At 64.5% G+C, this 17524-nt stretch carries 16 protein-coding genes; 5 read left to right on the top strand and 11 right to left on the bottom strand.

The genetic code is table 11. The features are described from left to right. Positions 1–51: 51 nt before the first annotated feature. Positions 52–321 (top strand): hypothetical protein, encoded by a 270-nt coding sequence (locus KUF59_RS13865; RefSeq protein WP_212461688.1) that lies wholly within the window; start codon positions 52–54, stop codon positions 319–321. A 305-nt stretch (positions 322–626) separates the two neighbouring features. Here KUF59_RS13865 and KUF59_RS13860 read toward each other — a convergent pair whose 3' ends face one another. The 5 genes from KUF59_RS13860 to KUF59_RS13840 all read right to left on the bottom strand — a co-directional run bounded on the left by KUF59_RS13860 (position 627) and on the right by KUF59_RS13840 (position 6722). Continuing rightward, positions 627–2354 (bottom strand): methanol/ethanol family PQQ-dependent dehydrogenase, encoded by a 1728-nt coding sequence (locus tag KUF59_RS13860; protein WP_212461687.1) that lies wholly within the window; start codon positions 2352–2354, stop codon positions 627–629. A 197-nt stretch (positions 2355–2551) separates the two neighbouring features. Continuing rightward, on the bottom strand, positions 2552–3208 hold the full coding sequence (locus KUF59_RS13855; RefSeq protein WP_212461686.1) for a QcrA and Rieske domain-containing protein: 657 nt from the start codon (positions 3206–3208) through the stop codon (positions 2552–2554). 345 nt (positions 3209–3553) lie between these two features. After that, a complete protein-coding gene (locus tag KUF59_RS13850) occupies positions 3554–4018 on the bottom strand; it encodes a group III truncated hemoglobin (protein ID WP_212461685.1) in 465 nt (154 codons plus the stop codon). Between the two features lie 71 nt (positions 4019–4089). Then, the gene (gene ccoG, locus KUF59_RS13845; RefSeq protein WP_212461684.1) at positions 4090–5574 is read right to left on the bottom strand and encodes a cytochrome c oxidase accessory protein CcoG; all 1485 of its coding nucleotides are present in this window, start codon (positions 5572–5574) and stop codon (positions 4090–4092) included. Positions 5575–5870: 296 nt separating this feature from the next. Then, positions 5871–6722 (bottom strand): 3-hydroxybutyryl-CoA dehydrogenase, encoded by an 852-nt coding sequence (locus tag KUF59_RS13840; RefSeq protein WP_212461683.1) that lies wholly within the window; start codon positions 6720–6722, stop codon positions 5871–5873. Positions 6723–7052: 330 nt separating this feature from the next. Between KUF59_RS13840 and KUF59_RS13835 the strand changes: the two genes are divergently transcribed. Both KUF59_RS13835 and KUF59_RS13830 read left to right on the top strand, forming a co-directional pair. After that, the gene (locus KUF59_RS13835) at positions 7053–9071 is read left to right on the top strand and encodes a putative bifunctional diguanylate cyclase/phosphodiesterase (RefSeq protein ID WP_212461682.1); all 2019 of its coding nucleotides are present in this window, start codon (positions 7053–7055) and stop codon (positions 9069–9071) included. 164 nt (positions 9072–9235) lie between these two features. Continuing rightward, the gene (locus KUF59_RS13830; protein ID WP_212461681.1) at positions 9236–10423 is read left to right on the top strand and encodes a GGDEF domain-containing protein; all 1188 of its coding nucleotides are present in this window, start codon (positions 9236–9238) and stop codon (positions 10421–10423) included. A gap of 113 nt (positions 10424–10536) precedes the next feature. Here the strand turns inward: KUF59_RS13830 and KUF59_RS13825 are convergent, their stop codons facing one another. The 6 genes from KUF59_RS13825 to ubiT form a co-directional block, all read right to left on the bottom strand. Next, entirely contained in the window at positions 10537–10848 is a 312-nt protein-coding gene (locus KUF59_RS13825; RefSeq protein ID WP_212461680.1) for a metal-sulfur cluster assembly factor, read from the bottom strand. Next, positions 10845–11348 (bottom strand): DUF2249 domain-containing protein, encoded by a 504-nt coding sequence (locus tag KUF59_RS13820; RefSeq protein ID WP_212461679.1) that lies wholly within the window; start codon positions 11346–11348, stop codon positions 10845–10847. Before KUF59_RS13820 ends, KUF59_RS13825 begins: the two co-directional genes overlap by 4 nt. 26 nt (positions 11349–11374) lie before the next feature. Continuing rightward, positions 11375–12712 carry a hypothetical protein gene (locus KUF59_RS13815; protein ID WP_258769559.1) on the bottom strand — a complete coding sequence of 446 codons (1338 nt, stop codon included), beginning with the start codon at positions 12710–12712 and terminating at the stop codon, positions 11375–11377. 146 nt (positions 12713–12858) lie between these two features. Then, positions 12859–13746 (bottom strand): ubiquinone anaerobic biosynthesis protein UbiV, encoded by an 888-nt coding sequence (ubiV, locus tag KUF59_RS13810; RefSeq protein ID WP_212461753.1) that lies wholly within the window; start codon positions 13744–13746, stop codon positions 12859–12861. Positions 13747–13785: 39 nt separating this feature from the next. Beyond that, a complete protein-coding gene (gene ubiU / locus KUF59_RS13805) occupies positions 13786–14763 on the bottom strand; it encodes a ubiquinone anaerobic biosynthesis protein UbiU (protein ID WP_212461677.1) in 978 nt (325 codons plus the stop codon). 2 nt (positions 14764–14765) lie between these two features. Continuing rightward, positions 14766–15308, bottom strand: coding sequence for a ubiquinone anaerobic biosynthesis accessory factor UbiT (gene ubiT / locus KUF59_RS13800; protein WP_212461676.1), 543 nt, complete (start codon positions 15306–15308; stop codon positions 14766–14768). Positions 15309–15409: 101 nt separating this feature from the next. Between ubiT and KUF59_RS13795 the strand changes: the two genes are divergently transcribed. Both KUF59_RS13795 and KUF59_RS13790 read left to right on the top strand, forming a co-directional pair. Beyond that, positions 15410–16930 (top strand): UbiD family decarboxylase, encoded by a 1521-nt coding sequence (locus KUF59_RS13795; RefSeq protein ID WP_212461675.1) that lies wholly within the window; start codon positions 15410–15412, stop codon positions 16928–16930. After that, on the top strand, positions 16927–17520 hold the full coding sequence (locus tag KUF59_RS13790) for a UbiX family flavin prenyltransferase (protein ID WP_212461674.1): 594 nt from the start codon (positions 16927–16929) through the stop codon (positions 17518–17520). Before KUF59_RS13795 ends, KUF59_RS13790 begins: the two co-directional genes overlap by 4 nt. Positions 17521–17524 lie beyond the last annotated feature (4 nt).

Genomic DNA, 17524 nt, shown 5'->3' with positions numbered 1-17524 from the left:
ACGATAACGGCCTTTTGGCCGTTCCCATCGATCTGACACAGGAGCAGATCGATGATCATTCACTCCAGGGCGCTCGCAGTCTCGGTGCTGTCGAGCGCCTTTCTTTTGGTAGTACTTTCGGCGATCCCCTCAGCCCACGCGCAGAGCAATACGACGCCGCCGACCACGGCCACGCGTCCGACCACGCCGGACCAGACCTCGATCCCCAACAACAACCCGCCCGCATCGACCACCCAGACCACAGGGCAGGCCAGCCAGGTTCCGAAGATCAAGGAGATGAACGAGAAGGAAAAGGGCAAGGTCGAGCGGCAGGGGAAGTAGTGGCCTTGCGCCTTCAACTACAAAACTCATCCATCTCGTCATGGCCGGGCTTGTCCCGGCCATCCACGACCTTTCACGCGAGACGAAGAACGTGGATGCCCGGGACAGGCCCGGGCATGACGAGTCTGTGGCACGGGCTCAACGACATCGCATGACACATGTAGAATGCGGCGGACGTTTCCGCCCGCCGCACACCACGCCGCAAACGCGCGAAAGGCCGCGCGTCAGCTTTTTGTTTGAGCATGATCCCGGCGGAAAACCGCTGCACACTTTTCCGGGATCATGCTCAATCGATCCGCCGCTACCTACTTCTTCAGCGCAAAGACCCAGATGACGCCGCCTTGGGGCACATTGGCCTCGATGCCGATATTGTTGGTCGCGAGTGCGTCCTGGATGCGTTGGGCGTCAACGCCCCAGCCGGACTGGATCGCGACATATTGCGTGCCGTCCACCTCATAGGACACCGGCATGCCCATGATGCCGGAGTTGGTCTTCTGCTCCCACAACAGCTTTCCGCTCTTGGCGTCGAAGGCGCGGAAGTTGCGGTCGTTGGTGCCGCCGGCGAAGACGAGGTCACCCGCCGTCGCCGTCACCGAGCCAAAGAGCTGCGACTTCGGGAAGTTGTGCTGCCACACCTTCTTTCCCGTCGCCGGATCCCAGGCCTGAAGTTCGCCGAAATGATCCGCGCCCGGCTTGGCCTTGAGCCCGATATCCTCGGGCTTGGTGCCGAGCCAGAGCTCACCCGGCTTCAGCGCCACCTTCTCGCCGGTGAAGCCGCCGCAGAAGTTTTCGTTGGCGGGAACATAGACGAGCTTCGTCTTCTCGCTATAGGCCGCCGACGGCCAGTCCTTGCCGCCCCACAGCGACGGGCAGAACTCGACGCGCTTGCCGATGACCGGCTTGTGCGCGGGATCGACGATCGGCTTGCCGCTTTCGGCGTCGATGCCCTTCCAGACGTCGGTCGAGACGAAGGGCCAACCGGCAACGTAGTTGATCTTGGTCGGGGTGCGCTCGAGCACCCAGAAGATCGCATCGCGTCCCGGATGGATCAGGCTCTTGATGGTGCGGCCATCGCGCTGAAGGTCGACCAGGATTGGCGCCTCGACCTCGTCCCAGTCCCAGGAATCGTTCTGATGGTACTGGTGATGGGTCTTGATCTTGCCGGTGTTGGGATCGAGCGCCAGCACGGACGACGTGTAGAGGTTGTCGCCGGGATGCGCATCGCCGGGCCAGGGTGCAGCGTTGCCGACGCCCCAATAGATCGTCTTGGTGTCCTTGTCGTAATTGCCGGTCATCCAGGCGGAGCCGCCGCCGTTCTTCCAGTCGTCGCCCTGCCAGGTGTCGTGGCCAGGTTCGCCTTCGCCGGGAATGGTGTAGGTCCGCCACAGCTCCTTGCCATCCTTGGCGTCGTAGGCGGCGACATAGCCGCGCACGCCGAGTTCGCCGCCGGAGCCGCCGACGATGACCTTGCCGTCGATGATGAGCGGCATCAGGGTCATGTACTGGCCCTTCTTGTAGTCCTGGACCTTCGTCTCCCAGGCTACCTTGCCGGTCTTGGCATCGAGCGCGACGACATAGTCGTCGGTGGTTGCGAGATAGAGCTTGTCGTCCCACAGGCCGACGCCGCGGCTGGTCGGATGCAACTGGAACAGATCGTCGGGGAGCTGCCGCTTGTAGCGCCAGTACTCGTCACCAGTCTTGGCGTTGAGCGCGATCACCTGCCCCATCGGAGTCGCCACGAACATCACACCGTTGTTGATGATCGGCGGCGCCTCATGGCCCTCGACCACGCCGGTGGCAAAAGTCCAGACCGGCGTCAGATTTTGAACGTTGGTGTTGTTGATCTGGTCGAGCGGGCTGTAACCCTGGCCGTCATAGGTGCGGCGATAGAGCATCCAATTGCCGGGTTCGGGATTTTCGAGGCGCGCCGCGTTCACCGGGCTGTAATTCTCGATCGGGCCGGCGCCGGCAGCGGTCGAGACAAGGCACGTGAAGGCGACAAAGCCGGACAGTAACCATTCTCTTCTGGTCATCGACGTTTCCCCTTTTGATTCATCCGTTTTGAATTCTTGCGTTTTGAATTCTTGTTGGCCTGAATTCTTGTCGTGCTTCCGGCACCGCGCGTTGGCGGGGCGGCCTCGAAAGTTTGAGCATGATCTCATCGGAAAACCGCTGCGCACTTTTCCGGATCAGGCTCTCGTGGCGCGCGGGCGCGACCCGCGGCGTGCGGTCATCCTGGCTGCTGGCCACCTACCTTTCCGATGAAGCTGCCGGCGATCGACAGCGCACCCTCATTCAATGCGAGCGGCAGCGCTGCGAGCCTGCGCGGCGCGGGCCCGAACACGACCTGAGCACCCTTGCGAGGATCGTATTCGGAGTTGTGGCACATGCACTTGAACACGTCCTTGTCGCCGACATCGCTCTTGACCCAGGCGGTGACGGGACAGCCGGCATGCGAGCAGATCGCCGAATAAGCGATGATGCCGTCTTGTGCGCGCGAGCGCGTCTGCTCGTCGAGATCGGCGGGATCGAGCCGGATGATCAGGATCTCGTTCAGCCGCGAGCCGCTGCGCACCACCGAGGTCTTCGGATCCTTCGGCCAGGCATGCACGGGCGGTCCGCCGACGGGCAGGTCGGCCAGGGTGACGAGGCTGCCTTCGCGATCGCCTTCCGATTGCACCAGCAGATCGCCCTTCTTCGGACGCTCATCGGCACCGGGCTGATCCTCGGCCGCGGCGACGTCTCCGGAACTTGCGAGGCAGGCTGTGGAAGCCAGCGCGGCGAGCAGAAGCGATCGCCGCGTCGTGCATTGGCAATGTGCGGCTTCAGGTTCCGCAGCATTGTCGGTGGATGGTGACGATGTGATGCTGGGATATGAATGCGACATAGCACAAGCTGGCGCCGCAACTCAGCCGAAAAAAAGGCGGCACCTGTGCGCCGCGGTGCATCATTTTATTCCTGCTCGCGGAGATTGAAGGCAGATTTGCGCAACGAACGGCATTTTTCGATTGCAACGTCGCGAACACGCGATCGCGTCATGATCATTTCGCAGATCAGACTCGACGAGTTGGTATTGGTGCGATGCGTTCGCGGATGAGGCGACCCACGCAACCACACTCACGGTGTCATCACCCGCGAAGGCGGGTGATCCAGTATTCCAGAGACGTCGGAATGATACGGAGAAGCCGCAGCGTACTGGATACCCCGCCTTCGCGGGGTATGACGGCGGAATTCAAGACCTATAGACGTGGCGCGGCGTCACGATGCGGCCGGTCTGAGTGCCTGCGGCCATCTCAAAACTGTCGGCGATGCGGCGCGCCTTGTCGATGAAGAGCGCCGCAGCCGCGGGCGGACACACCTCATGTGCGGTCTTCTCGAACAGATCGAGCCAGCGGTCGAAATGATCGCCGATCAATTTCAGCGGCAGATGCGCGCGCATTGGTTGGCCGTGATAACGGCCGCTCATCAGCACCACCGACGACCAGAAATCCCTGAGCTTGGCGAGATGCTCGTCCCAATTCTGCACGACCGCGAAGATCGGACCGAGGAGAGCATCCTCGCGCACACGCCCATAAAATTTCGCGACGAGTTCCCCGATCATGACTTCGGTGATCCCGGTGCGCTCGATGACGTCCTGAACCAGCAGGTTCCGCCGTGCTGCCGCTTCTTCGCGGTCGATCTTCAGTCGATCTGACATGTTCCTCTCGTTGTATTTGTCTTGCCGCGTTTTCTTGACGCGAACCGGTGTCCACTTCGCTTGAAAACGCTTTACCGCACCACAAACCTGTCTGAGGCCGACAGCACCGTTCCGCCGGTTTCGTCCCTGGCGACGAACACGACGTTGGCGTCCTTCGGATTCGCCATGGTCAGGGTGACGCGTAGCGATTCCGATCCGTCCGGCTCGACCGCAATGGGAGTTCCATCGTCTTTTCCGACAATGGACATGACAGCATCTATGCCCTGAATAGCCAAAGTGAAGTGCTGCGTCACCTGCGCCTTGTTGAGAAGCTTGACCGTATAGGCGTTGCGGACCGAGCCGTCGGACAGGGTGATCGCAAGCGGATCGCGGTCGTGCAGCACCGCCAGGGCGCCGGTCGCACGCGTTGCCAACAACAGGGCCAAACCTGCAGCGAGGCCAATCGCGATGGCCGTGAGGGCCACCGTCTTCGGCCGCATCAGGCGCGTAACGGGTGCCTCGCCGCGACGCCCGCGTTCGATGTTGTCCCAGCTCTCGAAATCGATCAGCCCGCGCGGCCGGTCGAGCTTGGTCATTACGCTGTCGCAGGCATCGACGCAGAGCCCGCAATTGATGCAGGCGAAATTCGGCCCCTCGCGAATGTCGATGCCGATCGGGCAGACATTGACGCAAAGGCCGCAATCGACGCAGTCGCCGGCCGCCTCGCCGCGCGCGCGAAGATCGGCGGCCTTCTTGACCGACATGCGCTGCTCGCCGCGATAATCACGATAATTGACGGTGAAGGCCTCGGGATCCCAGATCGCGCCCTGCAGCCGCGGCCACGGGCACATGAAGGTGCAGACCTGCTCGCGGGCGAAGCCGGCGAGGCCATAGGTCGTGCCGGCGAAGACGGCGATCCAGGTCAGCGCGGTCACTGATGCCTCGCCGCTTGCGAGCGCGAGGACGAGATCAGGTGCATCCGTGAAGTAGAAGATCAGCGTGCCGCCGGTCAGAAGCGAGATCAGAATCCAGGCGGTGTGCTTGGCGCCAATCTGGGCCAGCCGTACGGCACTGAGCGGCGCCTCGATGTTTTTCAGCCGCTGGCGGCGATCGCCTTCGATCAGGCGCTCGACTAGCAGAAACAAATCGGTCCACACCGTCTGCGGGCAGGCAAAGCCGCACCACACCCGCCCCGCAAGCGCGTTGGCCAGGATCAGGATGACGGAGGCGAGGATCAGCAGGCCGGTGACGATGTAGAGGTCCTGCGGCCAGATCTCGATGAAGAACGCGTAGAGCCGGCCATGCGCGAAATCGAGCAGGACCGCCTGGTCTGGTGCATTCGGTCCGCGATCCCAGCGCAGGAACGGCGTGACGTAGTAGATCGACAGCGTCAGGAGCAGGATCGCCCATTTGATCCGTCGCAGCCGGCCCGACACCGCTTGCGGCACCACGCGCGAGATGCGGTGTGCGGCGACGCGGTTCGCGCCCGCCTTCTTCAGCACGGTCTTGTCGGCCTCGCTCCTGTGCAGAGCCGCCTTGGCGCGCGTGCGGGAGTGGTCGATTTCGATGACGGTCATCGCTCTTCATTTGCCTGTCGCCCGGCTCCACCGCCCATCGCGCAGGCGCGCGAACGACGCGCGGCCACGACGAAGCACATGGTCGAATTGCAGCCAGGATCTGGTGGGGGCTTCCCCTACCCGGCCACCATAGGCACATCAGCCGGTTCCACTTTGACCAAGCGCAAATTGCGGAGCGAACGGGGATCCTTCAGGCCCACGGAAGCGGAAAAAGGCGTGGAAAAGCAAAACGGTGCCCGTCAGGGCACCGCTTCGTCAGTCAGGCAACCGCCGGCATCGGCCGGCGGCGGATCGGGTCACGTGCCGTAGGTGTAAAAGCCCTGGCCGGTCTTGCGCCCGAGATGGCCGGCATCGACCATTTCCTTCAACAGCGGCGCCGGGCGATATTTGGGATCGTTGAAGCCCTTGTAGAACACCTCCATCACCGAGAGCATGGTGTCGAGGCCGACGAGGTCGGCGAGCGCCAGCGGTCCGATAGGATGGTTGCAGCCGAGCTTCATGCCGGCGTCGATCTCCTCGGCGCTTGCGATGCCCTCCTGGAGCGCGAAGATCGCCTCATTGATCATCGGGCAGAGGATACGGTTGACGGCAAAGCCGGGGCTGTTTTTTGCCGTGATCGCGACCTTGCCGACGCGCTTGGCGAAATCCAGCGCCTTGGCGTGGGTGTCGTCGGACGTCTGCAGGCCGCGGATCAGTTCCAGCAATGCCATTACCGGCACCGGGTTGAAGAAGTGCATGCCGATGAAGCGATCCGGACGATCGGTCGCAGCAGCGAGCTTGGTGATCGAGATCGAGGACGTGTTGGTGGCGACCAGGGTGCGCGGCGACAGGGTCGCGCAGAGGTCCTTCAGGATCTTGACCTTCAACTCCTCATTCTCCGTGGCGGCCTCGATCACGAGGTCGCAATCGGAAAGCTTCGCCCGGTCGGTCGTGCCAGTGATGCGCTTGAGCGTCGCATCGCGATCGGCGGCACTCATCTTCTCCTTCTTGACCAGCCGCTCGAGGCTGCCGCCGACGGTCGCGACCCCGCGCGAGACGGCCGCGTCGGAGATGTCGACCATCACCACCTTGAGCCCGGCTGCCGCGCTGACCTGGGCAATGCCGTTCCCCATGGTGCCAGCGCCGATGATGCCAACGGTTTCGATCATAGTTGTTTCGTCCTTCTCCTTGATCGGACACGGCCGCCTGAGGCAGCGCGCATCCGCTTGAAATCTTGAGCCGATATCTCGCCCACCGAGGCCCTTAGTTAGCAGGCCGTAACCGCCGCCGATACCGCGTCCTTCGGGACGCCGAAGCGCCATTCCCGCGCCTATCCTTAACGGAGCCTCACCGGGGGCGGCCAGCACAGCAAAATTTGCGGCAGCAAGCAACCATTTGCAGCCTTGCCGCGCCGCCGCCGCGAGCCCATCTAACCCCACCTTTACCCGCCCCATGCACCATCGCGCCTTTGATTGCTTTGGTTCTGGGGTTCGTTTTCCATGCGTATTGCAGATTTGAAGTCTCATCTGGCCGCGGCGGCAGGGCTGTTTCGCGTGCCGGCCGACAACCCCGACCTGACGCGCGCCCAATTCGACGCCTTCTCCAAGCAAGTCCCTCTGCTCTATTTCATCCTGATCACCAACACGCTGGCGGTCGCCTACACCTACGTGCCGGTGGCGCCGTTCTGGCTTACGGTCGTGGTGCCGGGCGTGCTGACGGCGCTCGCTGCCTTGCGGACCTTCTGGTGGTTGCGGCAGCGCCATCTCGTGCGCAGCGACGCCGACATCCTGCGTAACCTGCGCGCCACCAACTGGCTGGCGCTCCCGATCGGCGCCGGCTTCACCGCCTGGTCGTTCGCGCTCTTTCCTTATGGCGATCCCTTCGCCAAAGGACAGGTCGCCTTCTACATGGCGGTGACCGTGATCGGCTGCATCTTCAGCCTCATGCACCTGCGCTCTGCGGCGCTGATCGTGACGCTGATCGTCGACGTACCTTACGTCCTCTACTTCTTCTCCACCGGTGAACCGACGCTGAAAGCGATTGCGGTCAACAATCTCCTGGTGTCGGGCGCGATGGTGACGGTGCTCTTCATCTACTACCGCGACTTCGCCGACCTCGTCTCCAGCCGCAAATCTCTGATCGCGCAGCAGGCGGCGACGCAGGCGCTGTCGGACGAGAATTTTCGTCTCGCCAATCTCGATTCGCTGACCGAGCTGCCGAATCGCCGCCGCTTCTTCGCTGAGCTGTCGAGCGCCTTCGGCGAGGCCGAGCGCCGCGGCATCCGGCTTGCGGTCGGCATCATCGACCTCGACGGCTTCAAGCCGATCAACGACAATTACGGTCACTCGGTCGGCGATCGCGTGCTGATCGAGGCCGGACGCCGCATCCGCGACGTCTGCGAGGGCTTTGCCGCGAACCGCGTGGCGTTCACCCGCCTCGGCGGCGACGAGTTCGGGCTGGTCGTGTGCGGCGATCCGACCGACGAGGATCTCGCCGAACTCGGCCGCCGCATCGGCGAGCGCGTCAAGTTGCCCTACCAGATCGACACCGCCCATACCGCGCTGTCCTGCTCGGTCGGTTTCGCGCTGTTCCCGAATTCCGCGACCGACGCCGAAGCGCTGTACGAATGCGCGGACTACGCGCTCTACCACGCCAAGCGTCAGATGCGCGGCCGCACCGTGATCTTCTCCAGCGAGCTCGAAGCAGAAATCCGCAGCCGCGGCGTCATCGAAAACCTGTTGCGGACCTCCGACTTTGCGACCGAGATGGATCTGGTGTTCCAGCCGATCGTCGACGCCATGAGCGAACGCACCAATGGCTTCGAGGTCCTGTCGCGCTGGAACAGCCCGCGACTCGGGCTGGTGTCCCCGGCCGACTTCATCCCCGCCGCCGAGCGCATCGGCCTGATCCGCCCGCTGACGCAGGCGCTGCTGGTCCGCGCGCTCGCCGCGGCCAAGGGCTGGCCCGATGACATCCGCGTGTCGTTCAATCTGTCGGCGCACGACGTCTGCGCCTCCGACGGCATTTTGCCGCTGATCGCGATCATCAACGCCAGCGGCGTGGCGCCGCGCCGCATCGACTTCGAGATCACCGAGACCGCCGTGACCTTCGATTTCGTCCGTGCGCAGCAGGCGATCGCGACGCTGAAGGCGATGGGCTGCGGCATTTCATTGGATGATTTTGGCACCGGCTATTCCTCGCTCAGCCATGTGCACCGGCTGCCGCTCGACAAGATCAAGATCGACCGCAGCTTCGTCGCCGACGTCAACGAGAATCCGGTGAGCCACAAGATCATCAAGTCGCTGACCGGCCTGTGTGCGGACATGGAGATCGCCTGCGTCGTCGAGGGCGTCGAGACCCGCGCCCAGCTCGACAGCCTGCGGCGCCTCGGATGCGACTTCATCCAGGGCTACTATTTCGCCAAGCCGATGCCGGGCCACGCGATCGCCGACTATCTCACTGTGGAGGCGAAGCGGCTCGGCGAGGGCGCGAAAGACGCGGCCAAGATCCCGGCGTGAGCCGCCTCTCGGACCGGAAGTTAAATCTTTACGCTCTTTGGAACTTTGCCCGTCCGCTTAAACGGTATTCAATGCATCTCCGCGAGACTGGCGCCATGTCAACCGCAGTCTCGACGACCGCCACCTCCATTTGCGCCGCGCAACCACGGCGGCCGAGATCGCATATGCGCGCCTGCGTCGACTGGCTTCTCGCCGGCACGCATCCGGAGCCGGACGAAATACGCAAGGATCTGCTGCATCAGCGCGCGAGCAAGACCAAGACGCTCGCGGTCGCGATATTCGCCTCCCTGCTCACGGCAACGATTGCGGTTGCATTGACGGGAGCCCAATGGGCCTATGCCTGGCTCGCGGCCGAAGTGCTCCTGGGCATCACAAGGGTCTATCTGATGATGAAGGACGTTGCGAAGGCGAAAGCCGCGCAGCTGACAGGAACGACGATTGCGCCGATCTGGGCGGGGCTCGCCTCGGCCATCCTGATTTCCGCGGGCTGTTTTAAATGCGTCACCTCTGGCGTGCTGCCGCTGATCCTGCTTGCCGGCATCGGCATCGCCAATCTGGTCGGCGGCATCTCCTCGCGCAACGCCGGTACGCCGCGCTACGGTGCGCTGCTGATCTGCATCCTGACGCTGCCGTTTGCGGTCGCGACGATCCTGTCGCCGATCCCCTATATGTTTCTCGTCGGTGTCCAGACGCCGCTCTACACCGTCGGCATGATCTTCCTGCTGCTGGAGAATCATAAAGTCCTGCTCGACCTGCACCGCTCCGAGCTCAGCAATCGCCAGATGGCGCATCACGACCTGCTCACCGGGCTTCCCAACCGCGCCCAGAACCTGAAGCTGTTCGGCGAGCTGCTTGCCGGCCCTGCTCCCGATACGACGTCGCCGAAGTCGAAGCTCACCGTGTTCTGTCTCGACCTCGACGGCTTCAAGGCCGTGAACGACGGATTTGGACATGCGACGGGCGACGCCGTCCTCGTCGCGGTGGCGGAGCGTCTGCGCGCGAGCGTTCGCGAGGTCGACTTCGCATGCCGTCTCGGCGGCGACGAGTTCGTCATCCTGCTGCCAGATCTCACCGACGATGAAGCGGTGTCGATCGCCCGGCGGGTGATCTCACGTGTCTCCGAGCCGTTCGCGTTCGCGCCCGCTGCGCGGATCGGCGTCAGCATCGGTATCGCGGCTGCGCCGCGCGACGGGGTCACGGCCGACGAGCTGCTCAGCGCAGCCGACCGCGCCCTGTACGAGGCCAAGCGCCACGGCAAGGGCGGCTTCGTGATCCACGCTCCGTGCGTAGAGAATGTGAGCCTCGCGCCTGCCATGGATGCCCAGGGCGAGGTCGCGGTCCTCGCGCGATAGCCTGCACGAAGCGGCTAGAGCACGATCCGGAAAAGTGTGCAGCGGTTTTCCGAAAAGATCGTGCCAAAAAAGAGCTAAAGCGCGATGGAAATTCAACCTAAAGCCATCGCGCTTTAGTGGACGGATGCGAATCCGAGACCTGCCCTCGCGTCCGCCGAGATCATCGACGGGTCCCAGGCCGGCTCGAACGTCATGACGACATCGACCGAACGAACCCCGTCCACTTGCGCGGCGCTGCGCGCGACGCCCTCCTTGAGGAAGCCGGAGGCCGGGCATCCCTTGGTGGTAGCGGTCATCGTGATGCGCACATCGCCCTCTGCGACGGCGATGTCATAGACAAACCCGAGGTCGACGATGTTCACGCCGAGTTCGGGATCGATCACGACCCGCAGCGCTTCCCTGATCTGTGCAACGTCAGGAGTCATGAGGGTGCCCTCACCGTCAGCTCGTAGGTCACGCCGTCGGGCAGGAAGCCTCCGAGCCAGTTGAACCCGCGTCGTTCCAGTTGCGGAAACAGGAACACCGGTTCGCGCGCGAGAAGCGCGCTCAGCGTCTCGCCGGGGCCAAGCGTTTCGGCCGCGGCCAAAATCCTGACCATCGGCTCCGGCGGATCGAGTTCACGGTTGTCGAGCCGTATTTTTGGCTCGGGCCATTGGCCGCCCGCCTGCGCTGCCGGTACCGGAGCCGGCGGTGGCGCTTCCATCGGCGTGAACAGGACTTGCCATTCGCCGCCGCCGATCTCCGTCTCGGAATGGTCAAACCCCTTGCCGGCCATCACGCCGAACAGCGGCACCGGCTTGAACGGCGCGAAGAGCCGGATGCCCTGCCCCGGCGCGATATTGTCCACGGCGGCCATGATGACAGAGAATGGTTCGCCGCCCGCGCGCAGGATGGGACGGACATCGACGTCGAGATACTCGGTCATTTCGTTTTCCTTTGACTTCCCTGTTCTCAGGAATGCAGGAGGCGCGGCAGTTTAGCGCCCTGCGGCAATCGCGCATTCGTGGTCACGTCGGCGAGCGTCCGCGTCCGCAGCAGTTCCTGCACGATCCCGGCCGTCGCCAGCATCATGCCGAACGCGGCGACACGAAACGCCGGAGCCTGGCCGGCAAGCAGCAGGGCAGTGGCGAGCCAGACAGAAGCAAAATAGGCCGCGAACCATTTCGTCGCGCGCGGCTCAACCACCAGATCCTGAACCCGTGGCGTCGGCACCCGCCCCATCACCGGACCATAGGTTTCGAGCCAGGTCAGGAAGGCCACGATCTTGTAGAGTTTTGCAAGCACAAGCCCGGACAACCAACCGAATCCGATGAGGAAGACGAACGCACCGATATCAGCGGCAAAGGATCCGCGCAGCGCCAGCGCGAGCCCCAGCACCACCGACGCCGCGAGGCTGGTGAAGGCGTAGACGGCCATCGATGTATTGAGCTCGAGCACGCGCCGCTTGCGCTTGCGATAGAGATCGGCGACGTCCCTGCCATACAGCGCGACGGTTGCAACGCCACAAATGCTTGTCAGGACGAAGACCAGATCAAGCCCGGCCTGGATCGCGATCGCGGCGAGGCCGCCGGCAATGGCAAGGCCAAGCGTCACTGCTCCTACGAGGAGAGTCGTGCGGCTTCTTCCGCTGTCGACGTCGGGCGACATCATGAACATCGCGAGCAGGCGATAGCTCACGCCCATCGCGGTCAGCGTCAGCCAGCCGCCGAGCCCGGCGATGGCGTGCAAGGGAATACCGGCTTCGAGCACGGCATTGAGCACCGACCCGCCATAGCCTGCCAACGCCCATGCGAAGGACGTGCCCAAGGCAGCCGTCGCTCCGAGTGCGGCCAGGCCAACGAGGACAAAGCGTGCGGCAGCCGCCAAGGGACGGGCATACCACATCGTCAGAACGAGGTTTGCGGCGAACAGGCCGAAGCCTGCGACCAGCAGGGTCGCGCCGAGCGGAAGCAGCCAGAGCCAGGGCGGAAGCCGCCCGCCCAGCGCCAGAAATCCGAGCAGCAGGGCGATCAATCCAGCGGTGAGCAGGCCGAGCACCGGAAGCGCGGCGGCCTCCGAGAACAGGGCCTTGCCAACCAGAACAGGCACGAATTGCAGCAACGCACCGCAAATGCACATGCTGAGCCAGCCGATCGCGACGACGTGGACGAGCACGAGCGTCCCGGACGCCGCGATATCGGCGGCCGGATAGCCAAAGCCCGCGATCATCAGCGCCTCGGCCGCGAACAGCCACGCGATGCCCATCGCAAAATAGCTCATGGTCCATTTGGATACGCTGCCGCCGATCATGATCTGTCCGGTTCCTGCCCGCCACGCTCCAAGCACCCCTCAGGCTTCAAACATAGGAGCGACAGCGGCCCGGTATCTTTGTCCGGACGCAAACTTCGGTGCGGTGGCTCAAGCTGGCCGCGGCAGCGAGCCTTCAGGTTGCAGCGTCACGGCACGTAGGAGACACCGGCCGATCCGTGCAAAAATCCGTTCGAGAACGGCGCGTTCGGATAGAGCGCGGCCAGGCTCCGGTTTCCGCCTTCGGCGTCGTCGCGGCCATCCAGCACGCCGCGAAAGACTTTTGCGACGGCGACCATGTCGCAATCCTGCGGCGACAGGCGGAGCGACGCGACCCCGGCCCCGCGCAGCCGACCGGCGTCGCCGAGAAGATTCGTGCAGGCGTAGGACAGGGTCTGGACGCCGTTGATCACCAGAAAATCCTGCTGCTCCAGTGTCTTCAACGCGAGCCCGTCCGGATCTTTGTCGCAGACGAAGCGGCAATTGTCCTTGGCGAGCTTGTGCACACGCGCATGGTAGCAGCGCGCAGAGATCGCGAGCGGCACGCGGCCGAACGCGAACACTTCGATTGCGACATTGGGAACCCCGGCCGCGATCGCTGCCACCGACGACAGCGGCAACTCCGGCGGCAGGCAGATGCGCGCAGCCCCGTGCGCAGCGTGAAAGGCCGCGGCGGACTCATTATAGATGTTGACGAAGGGCCCGATCGCATGGCGGCGGCCGGCCAGTGCCCGGAGGCACGTCAGATCGTTGACCTCGACCAGCATGTCCGTCACCGCCGCGAGCTCTTCGGTCTGACGCCGCTCGCGCCGCTGCGACACTAGGATCAGGGAGCCGAGCAACACCTGCTTGCCGGCACTCCGCAGCCGCTCGATCACGGCCGGCAGATGGTCGTCGAAGAACGGTGATCGCTTCGAGCAGACGATCTCGCCGACCGAGACGACGTCGACCGGTGCTTCGTCCGCAATCGCAAAGTAGAAGTCGCGCCAGCGGTCCGGCGTCCAGTTGTAGAGGACCGGACCAAGGCTGAGCTGCATCCGGCCGTCCTCGCGTGCAAACGCGCTGCTCATGTCACTTCACTTCCACGTCTTGCGATAGGCGCCGACCGTGCTCGCCTGGCCCTCGGTGAAGGGTTTTAGGCTTGCGATGTCGGCCTCGCGCCCGCTTGCGAGCGCATCGAGGGCGCCGCGAAAATGGCGCACCACGCTGTCGACATAGGCCCGTCCACGCTGCCGTCCCTCGATCTTGAGCGCAGTGACTCCGGCATCGCGTAAGCCCTTGAGCAGCGTCGTGGCATCAAGACTGACGGGATCCTCGAAGATGTAACCGGTGCCGAGTTCAGTCGAGAAGCGTCCCTTGCACAGTGTCGGATAGCCGGCGGGCTCGTCGGGTCCAAACCGGTTGATTGTGAAGCCGCCAAGGCGCGAATTCGTCCCCTGCGGCGTCTGCTGGTAGGCGACGTGGCTTGGCGGCGAGCAGACCCCTTGCATGTTGGGCGATTTGCCGGTGGCATAGGACGACAGCGAGCAGCGTCCCTCAGCCATCACGCAGAGGCCGCCGAACACGAAGACCTCGGTCTCGCAGGCGGCCTCACGCGTGATCTCGGCAATCTCCGGCACGCTCAGCACGCGGGGCAGCACGACGCGGCGCGCCCCGAACGTTTCGACATAGAAGGCGATGGCATCGGGGTTTGCGGCCGCCGCCTGCACCGAAACGTGCAGGCGCTGGTCCGGATGGCGCCTTGCCGTGTAATCCATCAGACCGATGTCGGCGAGGATCAGCGCATCGGCCCCGGCGCCGACCGCATCGTCCACGGCGCGGTGCCACAGGTCGACGCCTCCAGCACGCGGAAACGTGTTGATAGCGACCAGCACCTTCGCCCCGCTTCTGTGAGCGAGTGCGATCCCCTTGCGCAGCTCGTCGCGGCTGAAGTTCAACCCGGGAAAGTTGCGGGCGTTGGTTTCGTCGTTGAAGCCGCAATAGATCGCGTCGGCTCCGGCTTCGATGGCGCTCTTCAACGCGGCCGGCGTTCCGGCGGGACAGATCAGCTCCATGATCAAGATCCACCGTGCCGTTGGGACGCGCCGAGCACGCGCGCGCGTGCCATGGCAAGGGCGCGCCGGGCCGGACCGCCGAGTGGTCCGAACAGGGAGGAAAGCTCCTCGACGAGGTCGAGCTGTGCGTCGTCGATCGCATTGCGCAACGCCAGCACCGCCTCGACGTCGCCCTCGATCACGAGATCGCGCGAGAACATCAAGGCGTCGCCATCGACCTTGCCCTCGAGCAGGGCCAGCAGATTGGCAAGCGAGGTGCGGATGCGCGCATCCAGATCGCGCGGCAGGGCGTGCACCACGCTGAGGCGCGGCGGTGACGCCTCGACGACGAAGAAAAACGGCAGGTCGGTCGGCTCGATGCCGAACCGCGCGCGCGAATGCTCCCCGAGCCGGTCGAAGATGGCGGGATTGCGCCGCAAGATCCGTTGCAGCACGCCGGAGAGAATGAGCTGCAAGGGCAGCAGCGGCAGGGGCCGCATCGCAGCGGCGAGAAGCGGCGGGACGACGGGTAACGAGCCGGATTGTGCGGCGGACGGATCACTCATGGGACCACATCTGGACGTATCCGACGGGGTTGTATTTGAGCCGGAACAATGAAGGCCAAGATCATCCCGGCTAGCTCTGCCTTTTTTGAGGAGCCGTTCAATTGCAGCGTGATCTCCCGCGCTTCCGGGAACTATCCGACTTCCTGCACTTCCTCGAAGGCAAGGGGCAGTTGCGACGCATCCGGGACGAGGTCTCGGTGGTTCACGAGATCACCGAAATCCATCGCCGCATGCTCGCCGGGCATGGCCCTGCACTATTGTTCGAGCGGCCGATCAAGGCGGACGGCACACCGTCCGGCATGCCGCTCCTTACCAACCTCTTCGGCACCGTCGAGCGGATCGCGTGGGGAATGGGCATCGTGCCGGATCGTCTCGAGGAGCTGGGCACGTTGATGGCGGACCTGCGCGCGCCCCGTCCGCCGCACGGGCTCCGCGAGGCCTGGGACAAGCTGCCGCTGGCACGCGCGGCGCTTGCGACCCGGCCGCGAACACGAGCTGCCGCGCCGGTGCAGGACTGCGTCGCGATGGGCGACGACATCGACCTTGGCCGGCTGCCGGCACAGATCTGCTGGCCCGGCGAGCCGGCACCGCTCTTCACCTGGCCTCTGGTCATCACCGCCCCGCCGGACTCGCCGACCGCCGACCAGGAGGAGAATGTCGGCGTCTACCGGATGCAGGTGCTCGGCCGCGACCGGGCCATCATCCGCTGGCTCGCCCATCGCGGCGGCGCCCGCCATCATCAGCAGTGGAAGGCGCTTGGTCGCGACATGCCGGTCGCGATCGTGATCGGCGCCGATCCCGCGACCATCCTCGCCGCGGTGCTGCCGCTTCCCGAGACAATCTCCGAGTTGCGCTTTGCCGGCATCCTGCGCGGCGAGCGCCCCGACCTCACGCCGTGCCTCACCGTGCCGCTCGCCGTTCCGGCCCACGCCGAGATCGTCATCGAGGGCTTTGTCTCGGCGACCGAGACGGCACCGGAGGGACCTTACGGCGACCACACCGGCTACTACAATTCGGTCGAGCCGTTTCCGGTGCTGCGCGTCACCGCCGTAACCAGCCGGCGCCAGCCGATCTATCTCTCGACCTTCACCGGCCGACCGCCGGACGAGCCGTCGCGGATCGGCGAAGCGATGAACCGGCTGTTCGTGCCGCTGATCCGGCAGCAATTTCCTGAAGTGGTCGACTGCCATCTTCCGCCGGAGGCCTGCTCCTACAGGATCGCGATTGCGTCGATCAAGAAGCGATATCCCGGCCAGGCGCGGCGGCTGATGCTCGGCCTGTGGTCGATGCTGCCGCAGTTCAGCTACACAAAACTCCTGATCGTGGTCGACGACGACATCGACATCCGCGACTGGCGCGCCGTGATGTGGGCGGTCTCGACCCGCAGCGACAGTTCGCGCGATCTGGTGACGCTTACGGACACGCCGATCGACTATCTCGACTTCGCCTCCCCGAAATCCGGGCTCGGCGGCAAGCTCGGCATCGACGCCACCAGCAAGATCGCGCCGGAGACGGAACGGCTCTGGGGTGAGCCGCTCGCCATGGATCCGACCGTGATCGGGCGGATCGACGCGATGTGGTCGCGCCTCGGCCTCACGGGCTCAGCACGCGAGCCGGCATGAGCGAGCGGCAGGGCGTCATCGTCGGCATCAGCGGCGCTTCGGGCGCGGCGATCGGCGTGCGGATCGTCGAACGGCTGGCGGAGAATCCGTGCTGCGCGGTCCATCTCGTGGTCTCTCCGGCTGCGGAGCGCACGCTGAGCGAGGAAGTCGGTTCCGGCGCGCTGCTGCGCCTGCGCGACCTCGCGTTCCGCCACCACGGCCATTCCGATATCGGCGCCAGCATCGCCAGCGGCTCGTTTCCGATACGAGGGATGATCGTGGCGCCCTGCTCCGTCCGCACCCTGTCGGCCATCGCCTACGGGCAGCTCGACAATCTCCTGGTGCGCGCCGCCGACGTGCAGCTCAAGGAACGGCGACGCCTGGTGCTTCTGGTGCGCGAGAGCCCGCTGCATCTCGGCCATATCAGGGCCATGCAACAGGTGACCGAAACCGGCGCAATCGTCGCGCCGCCGCTGCCGGCCTTTTACCTGAAGCCGCAATCGCTCGCGGAGGTCGTCGACCAGATTGCCTGTCGCGCGATCAACCTGCTCGACATCGCAAACGTGTCGGCGCCGGCGCAAGCCTGGGGGACTGCCGCAACCGGCCCCTGACGGC

The sequence above is a fragment of the Bradyrhizobium arachidis genome, from assembly GCF_024758505.1.
Taxonomy (GTDB): Bacteria; Pseudomonadota; Alphaproteobacteria; order Rhizobiales; family Xanthobacteraceae; genus Bradyrhizobium; species Bradyrhizobium manausense_C.
The sequence above is the reverse complement of the archived record's forward strand: the minus strand, read 5'-3'. Positions and strand labels throughout refer to the sequence as shown.

Bases quoted from the DNA above. Each gene is read 5' to 3' on its own strand.
- KUF59_RS13865 (WP_212461688.1), top strand. From the start codon at position 52: ATGATCATTCACTCCAGGGCGCTCGCAGTCTCGGTGCTGTCGAGCGCC.
- KUF59_RS13835 (WP_212461682.1), top strand. From the start codon at position 7,053: ATGCGTATTGCAGATTTGAAGTCTCATCTGGCCGCGGCGGCAGGGCTG.
- ubiU (WP_212461677.1), bottom strand. From the start codon at position 14,763: ATGGAGCTGATCTGTCCCGCCGGAACGCCGGCCGCGTTGAAGAGCGCC.
- KUF59_RS13860 (WP_212461687.1), bottom strand. From the start codon at position 2,354: ATGACCAGAAGAGAATGGTTACTGTCCGGCTTTGTCGCCTTCACGTGC.
- KUF59_RS13790 (WP_212461674.1), top strand. From the start codon at position 16,927: ATGAGCGAGCGGCAGGGCGTCATCGTCGGCATCAGCGGCGCTTCGGGC.
- KUF59_RS13820 (WP_212461679.1), bottom strand. From the start codon at position 11,348: ATGACCGAGTATCTCGACGTCGATGTCCGTCCCATCCTGCGCGCGGGC.
- KUF59_RS13840 (WP_212461683.1), bottom strand. From the start codon at position 6,722: ATGATCGAAACCGTTGGCATCATCGGCGCTGGCACCATGGGGAACGGC.
- ccoG (WP_212461684.1), bottom strand. From the start codon at position 5,574: ATGACCGTCATCGAAATCGACCACTCCCGCACGCGCGCCAAGGCGGCT.
- ubiT (WP_212461676.1), bottom strand. From the start codon at position 15,308: ATGAGTGATCCGTCCGCCGCACAATCCGGCTCGTTACCCGTCGTCCCG.
- KUF59_RS13830 (WP_212461681.1), top strand. From the start codon at position 9,236: ATGCGCGCCTGCGTCGACTGGCTTCTCGCCGGCACGCATCCGGAGCCG.
- KUF59_RS13855 (WP_212461686.1), bottom strand. From the start codon at position 3,208: ATGTCGCATTCATATCCCAGCATCACATCGTCACCATCCACCGACAAT.
- KUF59_RS13850 (WP_212461685.1), bottom strand. From the start codon at position 4,018: ATGTCAGATCGACTGAAGATCGACCGCGAAGAAGCGGCAGCACGGCGG.
- ubiV (WP_212461753.1), bottom strand. From the start codon at position 13,746: ATGCAGCTCAGCCTTGGTCCGGTCCTCTACAACTGGACGCCGGACCGC.
- KUF59_RS13825 (WP_212461680.1), bottom strand. From the start codon at position 10,848: ATGACTCCTGACGTTGCACAGATCAGGGAAGCGCTGCGGGTCGTGATC.
- KUF59_RS13815 (WP_258769559.1), bottom strand. From the start codon at position 12,712: ATGATCGGCGGCAGCGTATCCAAATGGACCATGAGCTATTTTGCGATG.